The 18,454-nt window shown below is 70.5% G+C and carries 12 protein-coding genes and 1 riboswitch; of the genes, 3 read left to right on the forward strand and 9 right to left on the reverse strand.

Going from position 1 to position 18,454, the window contains the following annotated elements:
• Positions 1-7 precede the first annotated feature (7 nt).
• Together JOE55_RS06140 and JOE55_RS06145 are read left to right on the forward strand one after the other, a co-directional pair.
• Positions 8-403: a YidH family protein gene (locus tag JOE55_RS06140; protein WP_204782325.1), complete on the forward strand. Its 396-nt coding sequence runs from the start codon at positions 8-10 to the stop codon at positions 401-403.
• Between the two features lie 6 nt (positions 404-409).
• The gene (locus tag JOE55_RS06145) at positions 410-826 is read left to right on the forward strand and encodes a DUF202 domain-containing protein (protein WP_204782326.1); all 417 of its coding nucleotides are present in this window, start codon (positions 410-412) and stop codon (positions 824-826) included.
• A gap of 64 nt (positions 827-890) precedes the next feature.
• Here the strand turns inward: JOE55_RS06145 and JOE55_RS06150 are convergent, their stop codons facing one another.
• Together JOE55_RS06150 and JOE55_RS06155 are read right to left on the reverse strand one after the other, a co-directional pair.
• Positions 891-2,285: an amino acid permease gene (locus JOE55_RS06150; RefSeq protein WP_239547215.1), complete on the reverse strand. Its 1,395-nt coding sequence runs from the start codon at positions 2,283-2,285 to the stop codon at positions 891-893.
• Between the two features lie 331 nt (positions 2,286-2,616).
• Complete coding sequence (locus JOE55_RS06155; protein ID WP_204782328.1) at positions 2,617-3,903, reverse strand: adenylosuccinate synthase; 1,287 nt, start codon at positions 3,901-3,903, stop codon at positions 2,617-2,619.
• Positions 3,904-4,098: 195 nt separating this feature from the next.
• A riboswitch (SAM riboswitch) is annotated at positions 4,099-4,198 on the forward strand.
• A 124-nt stretch (positions 4,199-4,322) separates the two neighbouring features.
• Between JOE55_RS06155 and metE the strand changes: the two genes are divergently transcribed.
• Positions 4,323-7,757 (forward strand): 5-methyltetrahydropteroyltriglutamate--homocysteine S-methyltransferase, encoded by a 3,435-nt coding sequence (gene metE / locus JOE55_RS06165; protein ID WP_314301726.1) that lies wholly within the window; start codon positions 4,323-4,325, stop codon positions 7,755-7,757.
• 225 nt (positions 7,758-7,982) lie between these two features.
• On the opposite strand, the gene JOE55_RS06170 is transcribed toward metE, so the two are convergent.
• From JOE55_RS06170 to pelF, 7 genes are all read right to left on the reverse strand, one after another.
• The gene (locus tag JOE55_RS06170; protein ID WP_204782329.1) at positions 7,983-8,402 is read right to left on the reverse strand and encodes a DUF3151 domain-containing protein; all 420 of its coding nucleotides are present in this window, start codon (positions 8,400-8,402) and stop codon (positions 7,983-7,985) included.
• A 180-nt stretch (positions 8,403-8,582) separates the two neighbouring features.
• Positions 8,583-10,457 carry a glutamine--fructose-6-phosphate transaminase (isomerizing) gene (gene glmS / locus JOE55_RS06175; protein WP_040560521.1) on the reverse strand — a complete coding sequence of 625 codons (1,875 nt, stop codon included), beginning with the start codon at positions 10,455-10,457 and terminating at the stop codon, positions 8,583-8,585.
• Positions 10,458-10,634: 177 nt separating this feature from the next.
• Positions 10,635-11,780: a mannitol-1-phosphate 5-dehydrogenase gene (locus JOE55_RS06180; RefSeq protein WP_204782330.1), complete on the reverse strand. Its 1,146-nt coding sequence runs from the start codon at positions 11,778-11,780 to the stop codon at positions 10,635-10,637.
• Positions 11,777-13,891, reverse strand: coding sequence for a PTS mannitol transporter subunit IICBA (locus JOE55_RS06185; protein WP_204782331.1), 2,115 nt, complete (start codon positions 13,889-13,891; stop codon positions 11,777-11,779). The genes JOE55_RS06180 and JOE55_RS06185 overlap by 4 nt, the downstream gene beginning before the upstream one ends.
• A 433-nt stretch (positions 13,892-14,324) precedes the next feature.
• The gene (gene fbaA / locus JOE55_RS06190) at positions 14,325-15,347 is read right to left on the reverse strand and encodes a class II fructose-bisphosphate aldolase (RefSeq protein ID WP_204782332.1); all 1,023 of its coding nucleotides are present in this window, start codon (positions 15,345-15,347) and stop codon (positions 14,325-14,327) included.
• 121 nt (positions 15,348-15,468) lie between these two features.
• Positions 15,469-16,560: a putative glycoside hydrolase gene (locus tag JOE55_RS06195; RefSeq protein ID WP_137801530.1), complete on the reverse strand. Its 1,092-nt coding sequence runs from the start codon at positions 16,558-16,560 to the stop codon at positions 15,469-15,471.
• Positions 16,557-18,371, reverse strand: coding sequence for a GT4 family glycosyltransferase PelF (gene pelF, locus JOE55_RS06200; RefSeq protein ID WP_204782333.1), 1,815 nt, complete (start codon positions 18,369-18,371; stop codon positions 16,557-16,559). Before pelF ends, JOE55_RS06195 begins: the two co-directional genes overlap by 4 nt.
• Positions 18,372-18,454: the final 83 nt, after the last annotated feature.

Below are 18,454 nucleotides of genomic sequence, written 5' to 3' on the forward strand. Positions count from 1 at the left end.
GGCGGTCATGAACCGCACCCCGCGCCCGTCCGGCGAGACCGGACGGTCCCCGTTCGCAGCGCGCCTGCTCGGCGGCGGCGGCGAGCCGGACCCGCGCTTCACCCTGGCCAACGAGCGCACCTTCCTGGCCTGGATCCGCACGGCCCTGGGCTTGCTGGCCGGCGGCATCGCGCTGGAGGCCTTCGCCGGGGACCTGATCCCCCAGACCGTGCGCGTGGTGCTGGCGGCCGGGCTGATCGCCCTGTCCATGGTCGTGGCGATCTCCGCGAGCGTGCGCTGGCTGCGGGTCGAGCGCGCCATGCGCCGCCGCGCCCCGCTGCCGCTGGCGATCATGGCCCCGGTGCTGTCTCTGGGTGCCGCATTGGCCGCCGGCGTGCTGCTCGGCGTCCTGATCGGGCGCTGAGGGCCTGTGCACTTCCAGACCCGCCCCAACGACGGCGGCCAGCCCCGCCGATTCGACGCCGCCGACGGGCCCATCGCGACCCGCAGCTCCCGGCGCTCCCGAGAGCGCCCGACACACGACGACCCCGGCCTGCAGCCCGAGCGGACCTCGCTGGCATGGGGCCGGACGCTGCTGGCGCTCGTGGTCGCGGCCGCGCTGCTGCTGCGCTGGCTGCCCCATCACGGCCTGGCCCCGGTGCTGCCGCTGGCCGCGGCAGCCGTGCTGGCGCTGGGGATCTGGCTGCGGCAGGGGCTGCGCTACCGGCGCGGGGCGCGCAGCGTGGCCCTGGAGTCCTCGGCTCCCGATCCGCTGGAGATCCTGGCGATCAGCGCAGCCGTCGTGGTGCTCGGCGCCCTGAGCCTGCTCACGATCCTCCTGGCCTGAGCCCCGCACGTTGCAGGGAGGGCCTCGGTCTCCCGAGGCCCTCCCTGCAACGTGCGTCGGCGGCTCAGCCGCGCGAGAGATCCGCCTGCGCGGGATCCACGGCCGGCTCCTTGGTGCTCAGCTTGTGCCCGATCCAGAAGGCCAGGAACAGCGGCAGGCCGACGTACGAGGACAGCAGCGACATGGGCGTCACTGTCCCGGTCACGAAGGCGTCGTAGCCCTGGCCCAGGATGACCAGCAGGCACATGATCAGCGCGACGATCGGGCCGGCGGGGAAGAACCGTGAGCGGAACGGCAGCTCGGACAGCGGCCGCCCCTGCGCCTTGAAGGCCCGGCGGAAGCAGTAGTGCGTCCAGGCGATGCCCGCCCACACGATGAAGCCCGCCAGAGCCGAGGCGTTGAGCAGCCAGGTGTAGGCCGCGCCCTCGCCGATGAACGTGGTGAGGAAGGCCAGCAGGCCGAAGGACGAGGTCACCAGCAGCGCCCGCATGGGCACGCCGCGGCGGTTGACCTTGGCCAGCCAGGCCGGGGCCTTGCCGTCGGTGGCCATGGACCAGAGCATGCGCGTGGAGGCATACAGCCCGGAGTTGCCGGCCGAGAGGATGGCCGTGAGGATCACGGCGTTCATGACGGAGCCGGCGAAGGCCACGCCCGCGTTCTGCAGCACCAGGGTGAACGGCGAGATCGCGACGTCCTCGATGTCCGAGGCCAGCAGGTTCGGGTGCGTGTACGGCAGCAGGAAGCCGATCACGATGATCGCCAGCACGTAGAACAGCAGGATGCGCACGAACACGGTGCGGATCGCCTTGGGCACGGTGCGCTCGGGGTCCTCGGCCTCACCGGCCGCCACGCCCACGAGCTCGGTGCCCTGGAACGCGAAGCCGGCGACCATGAAGATCGCCAGGATCGACATGGGCCCGCCCACGAACGGCGCCTGCCCGTCGGTCCAGTTGCCGAAGCCGGGGGCGTCGCCGCCCATGATGCCCAGCACCATCAGCACGCCCAGCACCAGGAAGACGACGACGGCGGCCACCTTGATCGCCGAGAGCCAGAACTCGCCCTCGCCGTAGGCCCGCGTGGACAGGGCGTTGAGCCCGAAGACGATCAGCAGGAACAGCGCCGACCAGACCCAGGCGGGGACGTCGGGGAGCCAGTAGCGCATGACCAGTGCGGCCGCCACGAGCTCCGCGGCCAGGGTGATGGCCCAGTTGAACCAGTAGTTCCAGCCGATCGCGAAGCCGAAGGACGGCGAGACGTAGCGCGCCGCGTGGTCGCCGAAAGATCCGGAGGTAGGACGCCAGGCGGACATCTCGCCCAGGGACTGCATGAGCAGGAAGACCATGAGCCCGATCGCTATGTAGGCCACGAGCGCACCGCCGGGCCCGGCCGTGGCGATCGAGTTGCCGGAGGCCACGAACAGCCCGGTGCCGATCGCACCGCCCATGGCGATCATGGTCATGTGCCGGGTCTTGAGGCTGCGGCGCAGGCCCTCGCCCTCGGACCGCGCCGAGGCGGGGTCCAGTCTGGTGCTCTGTGTGGACACGGTCAGTCACTTCCGACGTCGGGGATCGAACGGCGCCGCGACGGGCATCGATCAGGGGCGCCTGCATGCACGATGAGGCGCAGCACGCCCAGGGGTCTGCCAGATGCTATCCGACACGGCGGGCGAGCCCGGTCCGCGCGCGGGACGGTCACGCAGCGGATGATGACAGATCGGCACCCCATCAGGGCTGATGGGGTGCCGATCTGTCACCATCCCGAGCGCCTGTCATCGCACAGGCGAGGCGACGTCAGTCGATCAGGTCGCGCAGCTCGATCGTGTTCTCGCGGCCCGGGCCCACGCCGATCGCGGAGAACCGGGTGCCGGACATGGACTCGAGGGTCAGGACGTAGTCGCGCGCATTGGCCGGCAGGTCCTCGAGGGTCTGGGCCTGCGAGATGTCCTCCGACCAGCCGGGGAAGGTCTCGTAGATCGGCTTGGCGTGGTGGAACTCGGTCTGCGTCATGGGCATCTCGTCGTGGCGCACGCCGTCGACGTCGTAGGCCACGCACACCGGGATCTCCTCGAGCCCGGTGAGGACGTCGAGCTTGGTCACGAAGTAGTCCGTGAAGCCGTTGATCCGCGAGGCGTGACGCGCCATCACGGCGTCGTACCAGCCGGTGCGGCGCGGGCGCCCGGTGTTCACGCCGAACTCGCCGCCCACGGTGCGCAGCCGCTCCCCGGACTCGTCGAACAGCTCGGTGGGGAACGGACCGGCACCCACGCGGGTCGTGTACGCCTTGATGATGCCGATCGAGCGGGTCAGGCGCGTGGGCCCGATGCCCGCGCCCACGCAGGCGCCGCCGGTGGTGGGGTTCGACGAGGTCACGAACGGGTACGTGCCGTGATCGACGTCCAGGAAGGTGGCCTGCCCGCCCTCGAGCAGGACGGTCTCGTCGCGGTCCAGGGCGTCGTTGAGCAGGCGCGTGGAGTCCACGATCATGGGCGCCATGCGCTCGGCGTAGCCCATGAAGTAGTCCACGATCTCGTCGGTCTCGAACGCGCGGCGGTTGTAGACCTTGAGCAGCAGCTCGTTCTTCTGCCGCAGGGCGCCCTCGATCTTCTGGCGCAGGATCGACTCGTCGAGGATGTCCTGCGCGCGCAGGCCCAGGCGCCCGATCTTGTCCATGTACGCCGGCCCGATGCCGCGACCGGTGGTGCCGATCGCGCGCTTGCCCAGGAACCGCTCGGTGACCTGGTCGAGGGTCTGGTGGTACGGGGCCACCAGGTGCGCATTGGCCGAGATGCGCAGCTTGGAGGTGTCCGCGCCGCGGGCCTCGAGGCCGTCGATCTCCTCGAACAGCGCCTGCGGGTTGACCACCACGCCGTTGCCGATCACGGGGGTGGCCCGCGGGGAGAGGATGCCTGCGGGCAGCAGCTTGAGCTCGAACTTGTCGCCGCCCACCACCACGGTGTGCCCGGCGTTGTTGCCGCCGTTCGGCTTCACGACGTAGTCCGCGCGGCCGCCGAAGATGTCCGTGGCCTTGCCCTTGCCCTCATCGCCCCACTGGGCTCCGACGATCGAGATGGCTGGCATGCGACTGCTCTCCTGACTGGGCCCGCACGAGGTCTGGATGCTGCGCCACGCGCCTTGTGGAGGCCATGGCGGATCGCGCGCCACGGGCCGAGGGCGCGACGGTCCGGGGCGATCCTATCGCGCGCCCCTCCCTGGCGGCCGTGGGAGATCTCGGGGGTTGACAAGCAGGGCCGCCTGGGGTGGTATCTATCTCGCTATCTATCCAGAGTGACCGAGAGACCTGGCTCGTCGACGTCGCAGCAACCATCCCCGCGGATCTCGCGGGGAACGGTGCTCCCGCCAGGACCGATGGAGCGTCTTCTCAGACTTCCGTGGTCCACCGGACCCGTGCCCCGCCGCGTCTTCAGCGGCGGCGCGGGCCTCCGTGCGCACCCCGTGGTCTGCCCTCCATCGGGCATCCACGGAAAGGCGAACACGGAATGCCCGATCACCATCCCGCAGCACCGCGCTCGGATCGTCCCCCGGAGACGGGGGCGCCGTCGCGCCGCAAGCCGGTGCCCGCGCTGTCCTACGAGCTCTACCCGCCGCGCAGCGCAGCCAGCACCGAGTCCCTCCTGCAGACCATCGAGGCCCTGGCGCCCACGGTGCCGGACTACGTGTCGGTCACCGCGGCGGTCGATCCGCAGCGCCGCGTCCAGTCCATGGCGCTGCTGTCCCACCTGATCTTCGAGACCCCGCTGCGCCCCCTGGCCCACGTGCTGTGCACGGGAGTCACGGAGACGCAGCTGCGCGAGCTGATCCACGAGCTGCTGGACCTGGGCGTGCGCGGCGTCCTGGCCCTGCGCGGGGACCGGGATCCGGCCGTCGAGCCCGGCCCTGAGGAGCTGCCCTTCGCCCGGCATCTGGTGGACCTGATCCGCTCGGTCGAGCGCGGCCGAGCCGCCCAACTGTGCGCCGGCAACGTCTCGATCGGCGTGGCCGCCTATCCGATCAAGCACCCCGAGTCGACCTCCGTGCACCAGGACCTCGAGGTGCTGCTGGCCAAGCAGCGCGCCGGCGCCGACTTCGCGATCACTCAGCTCTACCCCGAGGCCGACGACTACGCCGCCTTCGTGTCCCGGGCTCGTCGCGCCGGAGTGGAGCTGCCGATCATCCCCGGGATCATGCCGGTCACGAGCCTGCGCCGGTACCTGCGCATCTGCGACCTGGCCGGCCTGGAGCCGGACCCGCTGCTGGCCCACGAGCTCGAGACGGCCGACTCGGACGCCGAGCGCCACCGGATCGGCGTCCGCTCTGCCGTGCACAGCGCACGCGCTGCCTTGGATTCCGGGGCTCCCGGGCTGCACCTCTACACGTTCAACCAGCACGAGGCCGCCCTGGACGTCCTGGAGCAGCTCGATCTGCCCCGCCCCACCCCTTCAGCCGGACTCGCCGGACTCATCCCCGCATCCCAGCCCGCCGACGGGCGCCCCATCCGCACCTATGAGGAGACCGCAGTGACCATCTCGAACGACGCCCAGCCCGCCGCCTTCCCGACCGCCACGATCCTGGGCTATCCCCGCATCGGCCCGAACCGCGAGCTCAAGCGCGCGCTCGAGTCGCACTGGGCCGGACGCAGCGACCTGGAGCAGCTCGAGTCCTCCGCCGCCGAGCTGCGTGCCTCCACCGCCGAGCGCCTCGAGGGGCTGGGCCTGGCGCAGGCCTCGGCCGTGCCCGGCTCCTACGCGCTCTACGACCACGTGCTCGACACCCTGATCGCCGTCGGCGCGGTGCCGACGCGCTTCGGCGACCTGCGCACCGAGACCGGAACCGTGGACCGCTCCGGGGAGTTCGTGCTGGCCCGCGGCGACGACGCCCGGCAGCCGCTCGAGATGACCAAGTGGTTCGACACCAACTACCACTACCTGGTGCCCGAGATCGGCGCGCAGACGCAGTTCGCCGCAGCGCCCGGCCGCCTGCTGGAGCAGCTGGCCGAGGCCTCCGAGCAGGGCCGGAGCCTGCGCCCCGTGCTCGTGGGCCCGGTGACCTTCCTGGCCCTGGCCAAGGACGACGGCACCGCAGCCGAGCCCATCGAGCCCCTGGATCGTCTCGAGGAGCTGCTGCCGGTCTACGGCGAGATCCTCGCAGCACTCAAGGATGCCGGCGCCGAGTGGGTGCAGATCGACGAGCCCGCCCTGGTCGCGGACCACTCCCGCCTCTCTCAGCAGGACCTGCGCGCGGCGATCGAGCGCGCGGCCGGATACCTGGGCGGGCTCGACGAGCGCCCCCAGCTGCTGCTCACCTCCCCCTACGGCGATGCGGGCGAGCTGCTCGGCGCGCTGACCGGCTCGGGTGCCGAGGCCGTGCACGTGGACCTCATCCGCGGCGGTCTCACCGACGACCAGCTCGGCCTGTTCACTTCGGCAGACGCCCCGGTGCTCGTGGCCGGAGTCGTCAACGGGCGCAACGTCTGGCGCACCGACCTCTCCGCCGCACTCGAGCGGCTCGAGGGCTTCCGCGACGCAGGCGCCCGGGTCTCCGTGGCCACGTCGAACTCGCTGATCCACGTGCCGCACACCCTCGAGGCCGAGCCCGAGCTCGACCCCGAGATCCGGTCCTGGCTGGCCTTCGCCGACGAGAAGGTGCGCGAGGTCGCCGTCCTGGCACGCGGGCTCGCCGAGGGCCGCGGGGCCGTGGCCGCCGAGCTGCAGGAGGCCGACGAGGCCCGCCGCACCCGCGCTGCGGCCCCGGGTGTGCGCATCGACGAGGTCCGCGGCCGCACTGCCTCCCTCACCGAGGCCGACTCGCAGCGCGGCACCGCCGAGCAGCGTCGCGCAGCCCAGGCGGAACGCTCGTTCGGCAGCGGCCGCCTTCCAGTGCTGCCCACCACCACGATCGGGTCCTTCCCCCAGACCGGGGAGGTCCGCCGCGCCCGCGCCGATCACCGCGCCGGACGGATCGACGACGCCGCCTACGACGGCTTCCTGCGCGAGGAGATCTCCCGGGTCATCGCCCTGCAGGACGAGCTCGGCCTGGACGTGCTGGTGCACGGCGAGCCGGAGCGCAACGACATGGTCCAGTACTTCGCCGAGCACTTCGACGGCTTCGCGACGACCGCCAACGGCTGGGTGCAGTCCTACGGCTCCCGAGCCACGCGTCCGTCGATCCTGTGGGGCGACGTCTCCCGCGAGGGCGAGGGGCTGCGCGGCGAGGCCTTCACGGTCCCGTGGATCACCTGGGCGCAGCAGCAGACCGACAAGCCGGTCAAGGGCATGCTCACCGGGCCGGTCACCATCCTGGCCTGGTCGTTCGTGCGCGACGACCAGCCGCTGGCAGAGACCGCCGATCAGGTGGCCCTGGCCCTGCGCGATGAGATCGCCGACCTCGAGGACGCTGGGATCGGCATCATCCAGGTCGACGAGCCGGCCCTGCGCGAGCTGCTGCCCCTGCGCCGAGCCGATCGCAGCGCCTACCTGGACTGGTCGGTCGAGTCCTTCCGCCGGGCGACCTCCTCGGTCGACGACGCCACGCAGATCCACACGCACCTGTGCTACTCGGAGTTCGGCGAGGTCATCGCCGGCGTAGACGCGCTGAACGCCGATGTCACGAGCATCGAGGCGGCCCGTTCGCGCATGGAGGTGCTGGCCGACGTCCGCGCGGTCGGCTTCGAGCGCGGGCTCGGCCCCGGCGTATGGGACATCCACTCCCCGCGCGTGCCCAGCACCGACGAGATCGAGTCGCTGCTCACCCAGGCCCTCGAGCACGTCAGCTCCGAGCTGCTGTGGGTCAACCCCGACTGCGGCTTGAAGACCCGCGGCTACGACGAGACCCGCACCTCGCTCGAGCACCTGGTCGAGGCCACTGCCCGCGTGCGCGAGAGCCTGGCGGCCAGTCAGGCCAGCTCCGTCGAGACGGCTGAGGCCTCCGCGGTCTGATCAGCCGTCCGGGCCTTCGCTGCTCGGCGACGACGAACGGCGCGGCCGCACCCCTGCTGCAGGGAGTGCGACCGCGCCGTTCGTCATCAGGCCGTCGCTGGGGTCGACGCCAGCGATGGATCTCGGCGGCCCGCGCCAGGTGTCGGTGGGCCGTGCAGCCACGGGGCAGCGGACCGCCGTGCCGGCATCGTCGTCACGGCATCAGGCCGCCCCTCCGGGTCGACGTCAGCTCCGGAGCTGCTCGGCCGCCGTCGGGTCGGAGTCGTTGAGGAACTTCTGGATGCGCTGGGCCTCGTCGAGCTCGCCGATGGCCGCTGCCGCCTGGCCCAGAGCCGACAGCGCGCGCAGGAAGCCGCGGTTGGGCGCGTGGCTGTACGGCACCGGGCCGTGGCCCTTCCAGCCGCTGGCGCGCAGGGCGTCGAGACCGCGGTGGTAGCCCACTCGGGCGTAGGCGTAGCCCTCGAGCGTCCGGCCGTCGGCCAGCGCCTCCTCGGCCAGGATCGCCCAGGGCAGCTGCTCCTTGGGGAAGGCCGGCGCCAGGTCCTCGGCCTCGTCGCCGGCGTCGAAGCGCGCGACCATCTCCGCGTTCTCCTGCAGCAGGGTGGGATCGGGCTCGCCCAGCAGGTTCTTGCCGATACTCGACATCGGTGCTCCTCTCGTCGTGCGTGCCCCGGGCTCCCCGGGACGCTCTGCTCCCAGCCTAGGCGTGGTGGCACCACGCCCGCTCGGCCGCTGAGATCATGCTTCCGTGCGGCCCGGCATCCCCTGAAGAGCAGGGGATGCCGGGCCGCCGCGCGGGTTGCGCGGATCAGGCCGCGCGAGAGGTCACTCGACCGTGACGGACTTGGCCAGGTTGCGCGGCTGGTCGACGTCGTAGCCCTTGGCCTCGGCCATGGCGGAGGCGAAGATCTGCAGCGGCACGGTGGCCAGCAGCGGCTGGAGCAGCGTAGGCGACTGCGGGATGCGGATCACGTGGTTGGCGTAGTCCTCGACCGAGGTGTCGCCCTCCTCCGCGATCACGATGGTCTCGGCACCGCGGGCGCGGATCTCCTGGATGTTGGAGACGACCTTGGAGTGCAGCGAGTCGCGGCCGCGCGGGGACGGCACGATCACGAAGACCTTCTGGCCCGGCTCGATCAGGGCGATCGGACCGTGCTTCAGCTCGCCGGCGGCGAAGCCCTCGGCGTGGATGTAGGCGATCTCCTTGAGCTTGAGCGCGCCCTCCATGGCCACCGGGAAGCCGACGTGGCGGCCCAGGAACAGCACCGAGGTGGTCTCCGCGAAGTCCTTGCCGAGCTGGCGGAGCTGGTCCTCTTCGTCGATGACGGCCTGGACCTTCTCCGGCATGGCCTGGAGCTCCTCCAGGACGTCCTGGATCTCGTCGGCGAACATGTTGCCGCGCAGCTGCGCCAGGTACAGGCCCAGCAGGTAGGCGGCGGTGATCTGCGCCAGGAACGCCTTGGTGGAGGCGACCGCGATCTCCGGGCCGGCGTGCGTGTACAGCGAGGCGTCCGCCGCACGCGGGATGGAGGATCCGTTGGTGTTGCAGATCGCCAGGACCTTGGCGCCCTGCTCCGAGGCGTGGCGCATGGCCATGAGGGTGTCCATGGTCTCGCCGGACTGCGACAGCGCGACGACCAGGGTCTTCTCGTTGACGATGGGGTCGCGGTAGCGGAACTCGTGCGCGAGCTCGACCTCGGTGGGGATGCGGCACCAGTGCTCGATCGCGTAGCGGGCGACCTGGCCGGCGTAGGCGGCGGTGCCGCAGGCGATCACGACGATCTTGTCGACGGAGCGCAGGACGGACTCGTCGATGCGCAGCTCGTCCAGGGTCAGCTTGCCGTTCTCGTCCAGGCGGCCCAGAAGGGTGTCGCGCACGGCGGCGGGCTGGTCGTGGATCTCCTTGTCCATGAAGGACGGGAAGCCGCCCTTCTCCGCGGCCTCGGCGGACCACTGGACCTCGAAGGGCTTGCCCTCGGAGGGGGCGCCGTCGAAGTCGGTGATCTCGAAGCCCTCGGGGGTGACCGTGACGATCTGGCGGTCCTCCATCTCGACGGCGGACTTGGTGTGATCGATGAAGCCCGAGACGTCGGAGCCCAGGAAGTTCTGGCCCTCGCCCACGCCGATGACCAGCGGGGAGTTCAGGCGGGCCGCCACGATGCGGTCCGGGTGGTCGACGTGGATGGCCAGCAGTGTGAAGGCGCCCTCGAGTCGGGCGCAGGCCAGCTGCATGGCGCGGGTCAGGTCCTGGTCAGCCTGGTTCTCGTAGATGTCGGCGAGCAGGGAGGCGGCGACCTCGGTGTCGGTCTCCGACACGAAGGTGTACCCCTTCTCGGTCAGCTCGCGCTTGAGCTCCACGAAGTTCTCGATGATGCCGTTGTGCACGACGGCCAGGCGGCCACCGGCGACGACGTGCGGGTGCGCGTTCTCATCGGTGGGGCCGCCGTGGGTGGCCCAGCGGGTGTGCCCGATGCCCAGCGGGGACATCGGCAGCGGGTTCGCCGCGAGCTCTGCATCCAGAGCGGCGACCTTGCCGGCCTTCTTGCGCACCTCCATGACGCCGTCGGCGAGCACCGCTACGCCGGCGGAGTCGTAGCCGCGGTACTCCAGACGACGCAGTCCCTCCAGGACCACGTTCAGAGCATTCCGGTTCTCATCGATCTCGGGGGCGCGCCCGACATATCCCACGATTCCACACATGCCGGGAATGCTACCGCAAACCTGCGACCGCACACCGGTGTCGGTGCAGGCAGCGGGCACCGGCCTGCGACGACAGGGCCCCGCCTCCGTCACACGTCGTCGCGCTGCGTCGACGACGGCGGCCCCCACCCCCATCCCCCGAAGGGGCAGGAGCGGGGGCCGGCGAGGCCGCGGTGATCAGGCCGCGGCGAAGACCTCGGACAGCGCTGGGAACAGCGGATGCTCCTCGGCGATGCCGGTCAGGTCGGTGACCAGGGCGTCGGTCGCCTGACGATCGCCGCGTGCGGCGGCCAGGCGGGCCTGCAGCTCGGCGGACTCCGGGTCCTCGGGGACGTCGAAGGCCAGGGCCGCGGCGACGGCAGCCACGAGGGCGTCGGCGCTCAGACCGCGCTCGGCGAGCTCGGCCGCCGGGCCGACGAAGCGCTCCGTGCGCGAGATCTTGCGCAGCGGGGCACGGCCCACGCGCTCGACGGTGTCCGGCAGGTGCGGGTTCGTGAAGCGGGTGATGATCTTCTCCACGTAGGCCTGCTGGACCTCCGGCGCGAAGCCGAACTTGGCCACGAGCAGCTCCTTGGTCTCGGCCAGCACGGCCTCGACCTGGGAGCGGACCTGGGCATCGGCCAGGACGTCGGAGATCTTGGTGATCCCCGCCTGGCGACCGAAGTACGCGGTGGCCGCGTGCCCGGTGTTGACCGTGAACAGCTTGCGCGTGATGTACGGCTCGAGGTCCTCGACCCAGGTGATGCCCGGGACGTCCGGGGTCTGGCCCTGGAAGGGAGCGGACTCGACGGCCCACTCGTGGTAGGTCTCCACGGTGACGTCCAGGCCCTGGCCCGGCGCCTGATCCGGCACGATCCGGTCCACCGCGGTGTTCGCGAAGATCGCGACCTGATCGGCCTCCGGGTACGCGGCGCGGATGGCCTCCGCCAGCCCGTCGGTCGCGTTGATCGCGTTCTCGCAGGCCATGACCGCCACGCGGCCCTCGACCCCGGCCTCGGCGCGGGCGCGCAGGCCCTCGGCGATGGTGGGCGCGATGATCTGCAGGACGCGCGGTCCCACGGCGGTGGTGATCATGTCCGCCGAGACGATCTGCTCGCGCAGCCCGTCCAGGTCGGAGGCCGAGTTCACCCCGGAGAAGCCGGTGACCTCGTGATCGCGGGCGCCCTCGCCGACCTCGTGGACCACGTACGAGTCCTGGTCGTTGATCTGCCCGATCAGAGCGTCGGCGACGTCCGCGAAGACCAGCTCGTATCCGGCCTCGTGGAGCAGGACCCCGACGAAGCCGCGTCCGATGTTGCCTGCGCCGAAGTGCAGTGCCTTCATGAGTTCACCTTTCCGAAGATGTCGAGGATCTCCTCCGGAGTCTGCGCCGCCTCGAGCTGGGCGATGGTCTCCTTCTTGGAGAAGATCTTGGCGATCTTGGACAGCAGGGCCATGTGGCCGCCGTCCGCACCGGCGATGCCGATCACGAAGCGGGTCTCCTTGCCGTTCCAGTCCACCGGCTCGTCGTAGCGGATGAAGGACATGGCCGACGTGCGGATGGCCTCCTTCGCCTCGTTCGTGCCGTGCGGGATCGCCAGGCCGTTGCCCATGAACGTGGACACGGACTGCTCGCGCTCGTGCATGGCCGTCACGTAGGACTGCTCGACGGCGCCGACCTCGACCAGCAGGGCGCCGGCCTGGTCGATGGCCTCATCGCGCGAGGCGGCCCGGCCGTCCAGACGAATGGTCTGGGGCGTGAGCACCTTCTGGTCGTCCTGGTGCTCGGCGGCCTCGGAGGCCGGCGTGGGATCGGCCTGCGATCCGGCCGGAGCGGCGACGGCGGTCGCGGTGCCGGCTGCGGCGCCTGCTCCCGCACCAGCTGCGGCGGCGCTGCCCGAGGTGCCCTGCTCGGCCGGGATCTCAGCGGAGCCGGCCGAGCCGCCCTGACGCTGCTCGCGGATGAGCTCGACGATCTCGTCGTAGCGCGGGGACTGCATGAAGTTGTCCACCGTGACGTGATGCGCCGAGGGCGTGGGGGTCGCCGCGCGATCGGCCAGGTCCTCGTGCGAGACGAGCAGGTCGTACTCGTCCGTGAGCGAGTTGATGGCCTTGTTGACCACGGTGACGTCGCCGCCGAAGCCGGCGTCCTTGATCTTGCTGCGCAGGACCGAGGCGCCCATGGCGGAGGAGCCCATGCCGGCGTCGCAGGCGAAGACGATGGACTTGATCTCGGGGATCGAGCCGGCGGAAGCACCTGCAGCGTCGGCGGCGCCGCCGGCTGCGAACATGCCGCCCACGGAGGACTTCTTGCCCTTCATGGCCTCCATGTCGGCGGCCGCCTTGGCCAGGTCGCCCTCGTCGCTCTTGGACATGCGCAGGATGGCGCAGGAGATCGCGGCGGAGACCACGGTGGCGGCCAGGAAGCCCAGGATCACGCCGAGCATCTGGGCGGGCGGGGCGTTGCTGATGAGGAAGATGATCGAGCCCGGGGCAGCCGGTGAGCGCAGACCCGCGTCGAAGAGCAGCTCCACGAGCACACCGGACATGCCGCCCAGGATGGTCGCGATGAGCAGCTGCGGCTTCATGAGCACGTACGGGAAGTAGATCTCGTGGATGCCGCCGAAGGTGTGGATGATGGCCGCGGCCGGTGCGGAGCCCCGCGCCATGCCCTTGCCGAAGATCATGTAGCCGATCAGCACGCCCAGGCCGGGGCCGGGGTTGGCCTCCAGCAGGTAGAGGATCGAGTAGCCCTGCTCGAGGGACTGCTGGGTGCCCAGCGGGGTCAGGATGCCGTGGTTGATCGCGTTGTTCAGGAACAGGATCTTGGCCGGCTCGATCAGCAGCGAGGCTAGGGGCAGCAACGAGCTGTCGATCAGGAACTCGACGGCCGCACCGGCGCCCGCCATGAGGAGCAGCATGATCGGGGCCAGCAGGAACATGGAGGCGATCGCCATGATCGCGCCGATGATGCCCGCGGAGAAGTTGTTGACCAGCATCTCGAAGCCGGCGGGGATGCGGGGCACGGCCCACTGATCCCACGTCTTGATGACCCAGGCCGACAGCGGGCCCATGATCATGGCGCCCAGGAACATGGGCGAGGCGGGGGCGTCGCCGATGAACACCGGCGAGGAGGTCGCCAGGATGACACCCATGGTGCCCACTGCGCCCACGACGCCGCCGCGGACGTCCGCCACGAGCTTGCCGCCCGTGTAGGCGATCAGCAGGGGCAGCAGGTACGTGACCATGGGCCCGACCATGGAGCCGATCTTCTCGTTCGGCGTGAAGCCGGCCGGGATGAACAGAGCGGTGATGATGCCCCAGGCGATGAAGGCGCCGATGTTCGGCATGATCATGGAGGAGAGGAAGGTGCCGAACTTCTGCACGCGGACGCGCGCTCCGCCCTTCTTCTTCTCGGTCTGCGCGGGGGCAGACGCGGTGGCGGTGGTGGACAAGGGACTCCCCTGGTGTTTCAAGTCGCCTCGCCTTGAGGGGCAGGGCCTGCAAGCGGAGCTCACGGACCGGTCTCGAAGGCGGAGTCGAGCGGTGGTGCGGTCTCCGGTCGGAGGGCGCGGAAGGCGTCGGTCTCGACGCGCGTTCGATCAGCTGGTGGTGCGCTCACGATGAGCCCCACAAGGGGCAGTGCCCGGATGATGCCCACAGACTAATGCCCCGCGTCACACTTGTGAACACGCTGAAGCACATCTGACGCACTGGCCGTCTCAGATGTGTCCACAGGCCGCGGCGCAGGCACGAGGGTCCGAGGGCGAGCCCGCAGCGGTCCGGGCACGACGACGGGCCACCCTCCCCTGCGGCGGGGAGAGCGGCCCGTGGAGCCGACGACGACTGCGCGGTCAGCGCAGCGCGTCGGCGATGATCAGCAGAAGATCACTTGACGCTGGTGCCGGCGGAGCCCAGGTTCTCGCAGGCCTGGACCACGCGGGCGGCCATGCCGTCCTCGGCCTTGGCGCCCCAGACGCGGGGATCGTAGAGCTTCTTGTTGCCGACCTCGCCGTCGATTTTCAGCACGCCGTCGTAGTTGGCGAGCATGTGCCCGGCCACCGGGCGGGTGAAGGCGTACTGGGTGTCGGTGTCGACGTTCATCTTGATGACGCCGTAGGACACGGCATCCGCGATCTCCTGCTCGGAGGAGCCGGAGCCGCCGTGGAACACCAGGTCGAACGGGCGATCCTTGCCGTACTTCTGGCCGACCTCGTCCTGGATCTGCTTGAGCAGCTCGGGACGCAGCTTCACGTTGCCCGGCTTGTAGACGCCGTGCACGTTGCCGAAGGTCAGCGCCGTGATGTAGCGGCCCTTCTCGCCCAGGCCCAGGGCCTCGACGGTCTTGATGGCGTCATCGGTGGTGGTGTAGAGGGTGTCGTTGATCTCGCCCACGACACCGTCCTCCTCGCCGCCGACCGCGCCGATCTCGACCTCCAGGACGATGTGGGCCTTGCCGGTGCGCTCGATCAGATCCGCGCCGATGCGCAGGTTCTCGTCGAGGGCGATCGCGGAGCCGTCCCACATGTGCGACTGGAAGATGGGATCCTCGCCGCGGGCGACGGCCTTCTCCGACTCCTCCAGCAGCGGCAGCACGAAGCCCTCGAGCTTGTCCTGCGGGCAGTGGTCGGTGTGCAGGGCGATGTTGACGTCGTACTGCTTGGCGACCTCGCGGGCGAAGGCGGCGAAGGCCAGCGAGCCCACGACCATGTCCTTCTTGGAGGAGCCGGACCAGTAGGCGGCGCCGCCGGTGGAGACCTGCACGATGCCGTCCGAGCCGGCCTCCGCGAAGCCGCGGATGGCGGCGTTCAGGGTCTGAGAGGAGGTGACGTTGATCGCGGGGTACGCGAAGCCCTTCTCCTTGGCGGTGTCGAGCATCTGGCCGTAGACGTCAGGTGTGGCGATGGGCATGCCTGGCTCCTTCTTCCTCTGGAGGATCTCCGGACGGACGCTGAGCTGCGCGGCCCGGTACGTGCTCCCTCCAGTCTAGGCCGTGCGTCCTCGCGGCGGCAGGCTCCTGCACCCGGTGGCCTCAGTTGCCGGTCGCGGCCGGGTCCACACGCAGCACGACGCCGCGATGCGGCTCCAGCACGATCGAGCCGCCCACGGTCCGACCCTGCCCGTCGACGAGCCCAGGAGGCAGATCGATCCGCCGCCGGCGTCGTCCGTCCTGGTTCAGGTTCACGGCGGCGAAGCCGTGCGCGAACCGCCGCTGCCAGACGTGCCGATCCCCCTGCGGCTCCTCGAGGGGGGCACCCAGGTCCATGTCGAGCTCGGGGACGTGCTGGAGCTTGGAGTAGTCGTCGTGGCCGGTGGCCGAGTAGGCACCGCGGCCCTCGCCGAAGATCCAGAAGGCCGCCAGGCCGTACAGGAAGTTCGGGTGGGTGTCGGTGCCGTCCGTGGGGACCCGCAGGATCGACAGCCCAGGCCCGGCAGCCTGGGGCAGCTGTGCCTCGGCGGTGACGGGGTCGAACAGGTCGGTGGGGCTGTAACCCAGCCAGACCTCCTCGAACCCGCCGCCCCAGCGCGCGTGCTCCTGCCAGCGCCCCGGTGTGCGCCGGGACTCGGCGATGTTGGGGATCAGCACCTTGCCGTGGTCCTGCAGCCCCGCCCCGGCCGCGGCCACGAGCTCGCCCAGGGCCTCGCGGATCTGCGCCATGGACTCGATCCCCTGAAGGGGCACGTCCAGGCCGTAGTAGTCGTCGTAGACGTCGTTGTCGGCCATGACGCCGTCGAACGGGGAGCCCTCGAGCTCGGCCACGACATTTCGGACCCATCGCTGCCGATACCGCGGATCCCACACGGCCATCTGCCAGTGCCCCGGATAGCGCTGCCACTCGATCCGAGATCCGTCCGGGCGCCGGGCGAACCAGTCGCCGCCGGCGCCCTCGGCCTCCGCGTGGGAGACGCCCGAGGAGTAGACGGGCCCGGGCTCGTAGGAGCGCGTGGAGGACAGGCACTTGTAGCAGATGACCGTCATCTCCGGGCGGCGGCGCTTGAGCTGCGCCGCCGCCTCGAGCTCCCAGGGCTGCAGGATCGCTGCCCGGTAGTGCTCGGCTGCGAAGTCGAGCTCCTCCGGGCGCAGGGGCTCGCCGTAGCGGATCCAGGCCCCAGCACCGCTCACCGGCCGCGCCCGGACTCGCGGATCGCCGCGAGGTCGAACACGGTGTCCAGCTGCGAGACCGCCGACTCGTCGGCCTGCTGGGCCGCAGCGGCCAGCGGGCCGTCCACCGGGTCGAGCAGCTCGTAGTCCTCGAGGTACAGCGAGGCCGGCACGCGGCCTGGGATCCCGCCGAGCATCCGGTAGAGCTGGTTGTAGGAGGCCATGACCTCGTGCAGCTGGAAGAAGTTCTGCACGCGGTCGCGAGCGGTCTGGCTGTAGGCGCGATAGCGCTCGGGATCGCTGATCACCGCGCGGATGCCGTCGGCCATCATGCGGGTGTCGCCAGCCTCCACGAGCTGACCGCAGGGGCCGTAGACCTCATCGTCGGCGCCCTTGAGGTCGTCCCAGATCAGCTGCTGCATGCCGCCCACGTTGGTGCCCACGGTGGGGATGCCGGCAGCCATGGCCTCCAGGACCACGATCGGCTGGCCCTCGTTGTAGGACGGCAGGACCAGCAGGTCGAACTCGTGCAGCATCTCGCGCACGTTGACCGTGCCGTAGATCGTGACCATGTCCTCGAGGTCCAGGGCCTTGATCTTCTGCAGGCACATGTCGCGATAGCCCGGATCGTGCTCAGTGGGGCCCAGCACGTGCAGGTGCACGTTGCCGTGCCCGGACTCGCGCAGCATGGACATGGAGTCCAGCAGGTCGAGCAGGCCCTTGATGGGCACCAGGCGGGCGATGTAGACGAGGTTCCAGGTGTGGCTGGACGGATCCGCGAGCATGGACTGCATGGCCTCGGCCCGGGCCATGTACGGGCGCTCGAACTCGTCGATGACCATGCCGTTGGGCAGCACGACCGCCTTGTCGATGTCCGAGCCCAGCGAGGCTGCCTCGGCGATCGCCGACGGGTAGAGGTAGGTGACCACCTTGGCCGACGGATAGCAGAAGTGGCCCATCTCGATCCACCAGGCCATCCAGGCCCGCTCCTCGGCGGAGACGTCGAAGGTGCGGTAGTCCCCGGAGGCGATCGGCAGGGCCATGTTGCGCCCCAGCAGGGTGTTCACGGTGTCGCGGACGTACAGGTTGTGCTCGGTGAGCAGGAAGGACGTGCCGTGCTCGCGCGCCGCGCCGGCGGCCATGAGCGAGGCATAGCCGGTCGTGTGCGCGTGGTAGACGCGGGCCCGCGGCATGGTCTCGCCCAGCACCGCATGCGCCAGCGAGAAGTAGTTGCGCAGCAGCCAGAACGCGTCCGACAGGGACATCCCGAGCCCCGGCAGGCGGCGGGAGACGCCCTCCATGAACTCGCGGGTGCCCAGCAGCGCCCACAGCGGGTACGTGCGGGTGGACTCGAGCATTCCTTCCTCGAGCAGCTCCCAGAGGGGGCCGTCCTCGCGGCGCTCGGACAGGGCCTCCAGGGCGTCGAAGAGCCGCTCCACGAGACGGCGGCGCTCGCTCGGGCTCATGCCCAGGGCCTCGGGGCGCACCGAGGAGAAGTCGTGGCGGTGCTCGTCGAGGGCCAGGAAGACCGGACGGACCCACTTCACGTTCGAGGGGACGTCGTAGAGATCCGTCAGCGGGGAGTTCGAGTCCCAGGCGATGTGGATGATGCCGAACTCGATGTCCGGGTTGCCCACCACGATGTCGTGCACGACGGCCGAGACGCCGCCCTTGAGGTAGGGGTAGGTCGACTCCATGACGATCGCGACGTCGACCTCTGGGTAGCCCCCGCTGCGGGCGGCGACGGCCGGGATGGACATATCGGTCGAGGGCGTGCCGAAGTCGGGGCGACGGCGGCCGAGGGCGCTGGTGAGGTGGTCGAGGATGCTCATGCGGAAGTCTCCTGTGCGGCGATGCTGCGCGGGTCTGGGGGTACGGCGGACGACGGGGCGTCGGCAGGCGGGGCCTGCAGGGG

This window comes from Kocuria palustris, assembly GCF_016907795.1.
GTDB lineage: Bacteria > Actinomycetota > Actinomycetes > Actinomycetales > Micrococcaceae > Kocuria > Kocuria palustris.